Source organism: Streptomyces sp. NPDC001156 (assembly GCF_053598275.1).
The window spans coordinates 1-3,611 of the sequence record NZ_JBSFJX010000401.1 but is presented as its reverse complement, the minus strand read 5'-3'; the positions used below and the strand labels follow the sequence as shown (position 1 = coordinate 3,611).

The 3,611-nt window shown below is 72.4% G+C and carries 3 protein-coding genes; all 3 read left to right on the top strand.

Annotated features, from left to right (window positions below):
- The coding region (locus ACWDA7_RS51255; protein ID WP_450614895.1) for a glycosyltransferase family 4 protein at nt 1-982 on the top strand (982 nt) is incomplete at its 5' end.
- Nucleotides 979-2,352: a Wzz/FepE/Etk N-terminal domain-containing protein gene (locus tag ACWDA7_RS51250; protein ID WP_450614893.1), complete on the top strand. Its 1,374-nt coding sequence runs from the start codon at nt 979-981 to the stop codon at nt 2,350-2,352. The genes ACWDA7_RS51255 and ACWDA7_RS51250, both read left to right, overlap by 4 nt.
- On the top strand, nt 2,349-3,611 hold a 1,263-nt coding region (locus ACWDA7_RS51245; protein WP_450614891.1), incomplete at its 3' end, for a Wzz/FepE/Etk N-terminal domain-containing protein. The genes ACWDA7_RS51250 and ACWDA7_RS51245, both read left to right, overlap by 4 nt.

Here is a 3,611-nt window from a genome sequence, read left to right as displayed (position 1 = left end):
GCTGGCCCGGAAGGTCGGCCCGGTCGACGTGGTCCACGCCTGCAACCCGCCCGACCTGCTGTTCCTGCCGGCACTGTGGTTGAAGCGGCGCGGAGGGCGGTTCGTCTTCGACCAGCACGACCTGGTACCCGAGCTCTACCTCTCCCGGTTCGGCCGCGGCGAGGACCTGCTCTACCGCGCCGTGTGCGCGCTGGAACGGTGGACCTACCGGGCCGCGGACGTCGTGCTCGCCACGAACGAGAGCTACCGGGACGTCGCGATACGCCGCGGCGGCCGGCGGCCGGAGGACGTCTTCGTGGTGCGCAGCGCGCCCGCCATCGAGCGGTTCCAACCGGTGCCACCCGAGCCGGAGTTGAAGCGCGGCAAGCCGCATCTGCTCTGCTACCTCGGCGTCATGGGCCCTCAGGACGGCGTCGACTACGCCTTGCGGGCCCTGGCGAAGCTCCGCGACGAGCTCGGCCGGACCGACTGGCACGCGGTGTTCGTCGGCTCCGGCGACGCCTTCGACGCGATGGTGGAGCTGTCCCGGCGGCTCGGGCTCGGTGAGCAGGTGCAGTTCACCGGGCGGATTCCGGACGCCGATCTGGTGCGCTACTTGTCCACCGCGGACGTGTGCCTCTCGCCCGACCCGCGCAATCCGCTCAACGACGTGTCGACCATGAACAAGGTCCTTGAGTACATGGCGATGGGCCGGCCGATCGTCTCGTTCGACCTGAAGGAGGCGCGTGTCTCCGCCGGTGAGGCCGCCGTGTACGCGCCCGCCAACGACGAGGCTGAGTTCGCCAAGCTCATCGCGCTGCTTCTGGACGATCCGGACGAGCGGGCCCGGATGGGCAAGATCGGCCAGGAGCGGGTGAGCGGACCGCTCTCCTGGCGCAACTCGCAAGCGTCGCTGCTTGCTGCCTACGCCGCCGCCTGCCGTGACCACACCCCGGTGTCGGCGGCCGATCAGGTTCGAACAGGGAAGAGGCAGCGCAGTTGAGCGAGGAATCGATACGTCTGGTCACCATCGGGCGGATATTCCGCCGGCGCTGGCGGCTTCTGGCCGTCTTCGCCGTCGTGGGCGCACTCGTCGGCTACGGCGCCTCGGTGGTGTTCCCACCGACGTACACGACGTCGGCGTCGGTCCTGCTGCCGGGGCAGTGGGAAGAGCGCGAGCTGCTGACCCAGGTCGACATCGTCACCAGTTCGACGGTGGTCGACCGCGCGGCCGCCACGCTCCGCTGGAAGGACGTCAGCGACGCCGAGCTGCGGGACCGGGTGACCGCCTCGGCCGCCGACGGGAACATCATCAAGATCTCGGGTACGGCCGACACCCCGAAGCGGGCGCAGCAGCTCTCCGACCAAGTGGCCCAGCAGTTCGTCAAGTTCGCCTCGCGGATCGCAGGCGGCGGCACCGACTCCGCAGCAGCCACGGAGTCCGAGGCGCTGCGGAAGCAGGTCGAGGAGACCAACCGCCGCATCACCGACCTGGCCAAAGCGGCCGATCCGGGGCAGACCGTGGAGGGCGTGCAGGCCCGGACGGAGCTCGAAAAGCTGAGCACCTCGCTGGAGGAGGCCATGACGAAGCTGGACGAGGCCAACCCGGCGAACAACAAGGCCGGCATGGTCGTCATGGGGCCGGCGGCCCGGCCGACCGGCCAGGCGCCGCCGACGAGGATCCAGCTCATCGCCGCCGGAGCGCTGCTGTTCTTCCTGCTCGCGGTCGTCGGCCACCTCGCCGCCGCACGCACGAACCGCCGGCTGCGCACCGAACCGGAGATCACCGCGGCGCTGGGATCGGTGCTGCTGGGCACGGTGGAGGTGCCCGACGGAGGGCGCGGCGCGCACCGGCCGGAAGGCGGCGCCCGACGGAGCCGGCTCCGCCGGCTCCTCGGCGTCGACACCCGATGGGACCTGCCAACCCCGCCGAGGTCCGACGACGAGGCCGCTCGACGTATCCGCTACTGGCGGGTGTGTGCCCGCCTCCGTGACCAACTGCCCGCCCCCCGGCGGCTGCTGGTGGTCGTACCGGACGGCGACGGGATCGCCCGCCTGGCCGCCGGACAGCTCGCCGCCGAGGCCAAGAGCGATCCACAGCTGCGGGTGGTGGAGGTCTCGGTGGACCGGCCGATCATGCCGGACCGCGACACCGAGTCCGGCGCCCTGGTCGTCCTCAGCGCGGGCAGCTGGACCGCGGAGGAGCTCGCCGGTATCGCCGAGGCGTGTGCGGACGGCCGCCACGAGGTCCTCGGCATCGTCGTCGCCGACCCGGTCCGCCCCCGTGAGACACGGTCCGCCGGCCACCACCCTCCGGACGACGCCACTCTCGCACTCGCGGTTCGCGGCCAGGCCACAGGAGGTTCAGCGTGACGACCAGCATGACCGCGGAGTCGTCGGCCGCCACTCCGCTTCTCGACCTTCAGGCCCTGGTGGTGGCGGTGCGCAGGCGCCGCCGCCTCTGGTACGCCACGGCACTCCTCGGCCTGCTCGGGGGCTCCGGGCTGGCGGTCGCGATGCCGCCGGCGCCGACCGCGGTGACCGAAGTGCTGGTCGCGCACGAAGCGGACCAGCCGAACGACACCGGAACGCTGATCCGCACCGACGTCCAGCTGCTCCAGACCACACAGATCGCCGGCAAGGCCCTGGGGTCCCTCAAGTCCGCCGAGAAACCGGAGGACTTCCTGCAGGACTACAAAGGTGCCGGGCTGACCAACAACCTGCTGCAGATCACCGTGACCGGCGACACCGACGCCCAGGCGGTGGCCCGGGCCAAGGCGCTGGCCGACGCGTTCGTCGCGGACCACGTGCAGCGGATGCAGAGGACCGCGCAGGCCGAGGCCCAGGCGCTGCTCGACCAGCGTGACCGCATGCGGGACGAGCTCGCCCAGGTCAACAAGGAGATCGGAAACCAGTCGGCGGGCAGCGCCCCGAAGGCGTCGGCGACCCTCGAGTCGCTCTTCGCCCGCCGTGCCGAACTCAACTCGCGCATCTCCGACTTCAACGAGCGCGCCGCGGAGGCGCGGACCGGCGCACCCCAGGTCGTCGCCGGCACGCAGATCGTGGACACCCCGCGCGCACTGCGGCACTCCCTGCCCAAGGCCGTCGCCACCGACTCCGCGATCGGCCTCGTCCTCGGGCTCTTCCTCGGGCTCGCGCTGGCCGCGGTCGGCACGGTGGTGGCGGACCGTCCAGTGCTGCGCCGGGAGATCGCGGCGAACCTGGGCGCCTCGGTCATCGCGGAGCTGCCCCGCCGGTCGGGCAGGCCGTGGCAGCGCCGACGGACCCGGCTGACCCGCGAACGGCTCGCCGCGTCCCTGGCCCGCGCCGTGCGCGGCTCTGTGGAACCGGTGTCGCTGCTGGAACTGGGCTGTGCGCGCGGCGCGAGCGTGATCGCCCTGGACCTCGCCAGGGCCCTGGCGGCGGAGGGGCCGGTGACCGTCGTCGACGCGCTGCCCCGCCAGCAGTTGGCGGGCCGTCGCCAGAAGCCGGGCGACCCGACAGTAGTCGGCGCCGAGCAGGCCGCGCCCGTGTCGCCCCAGGAGCGCAGGATCGGCGTCGGCTCGGTGGCGCCCGGCACGGCGTGGACCGACCTCCAGTACCTCGGCACCCAGACCGTGCTCGTGGTGCGG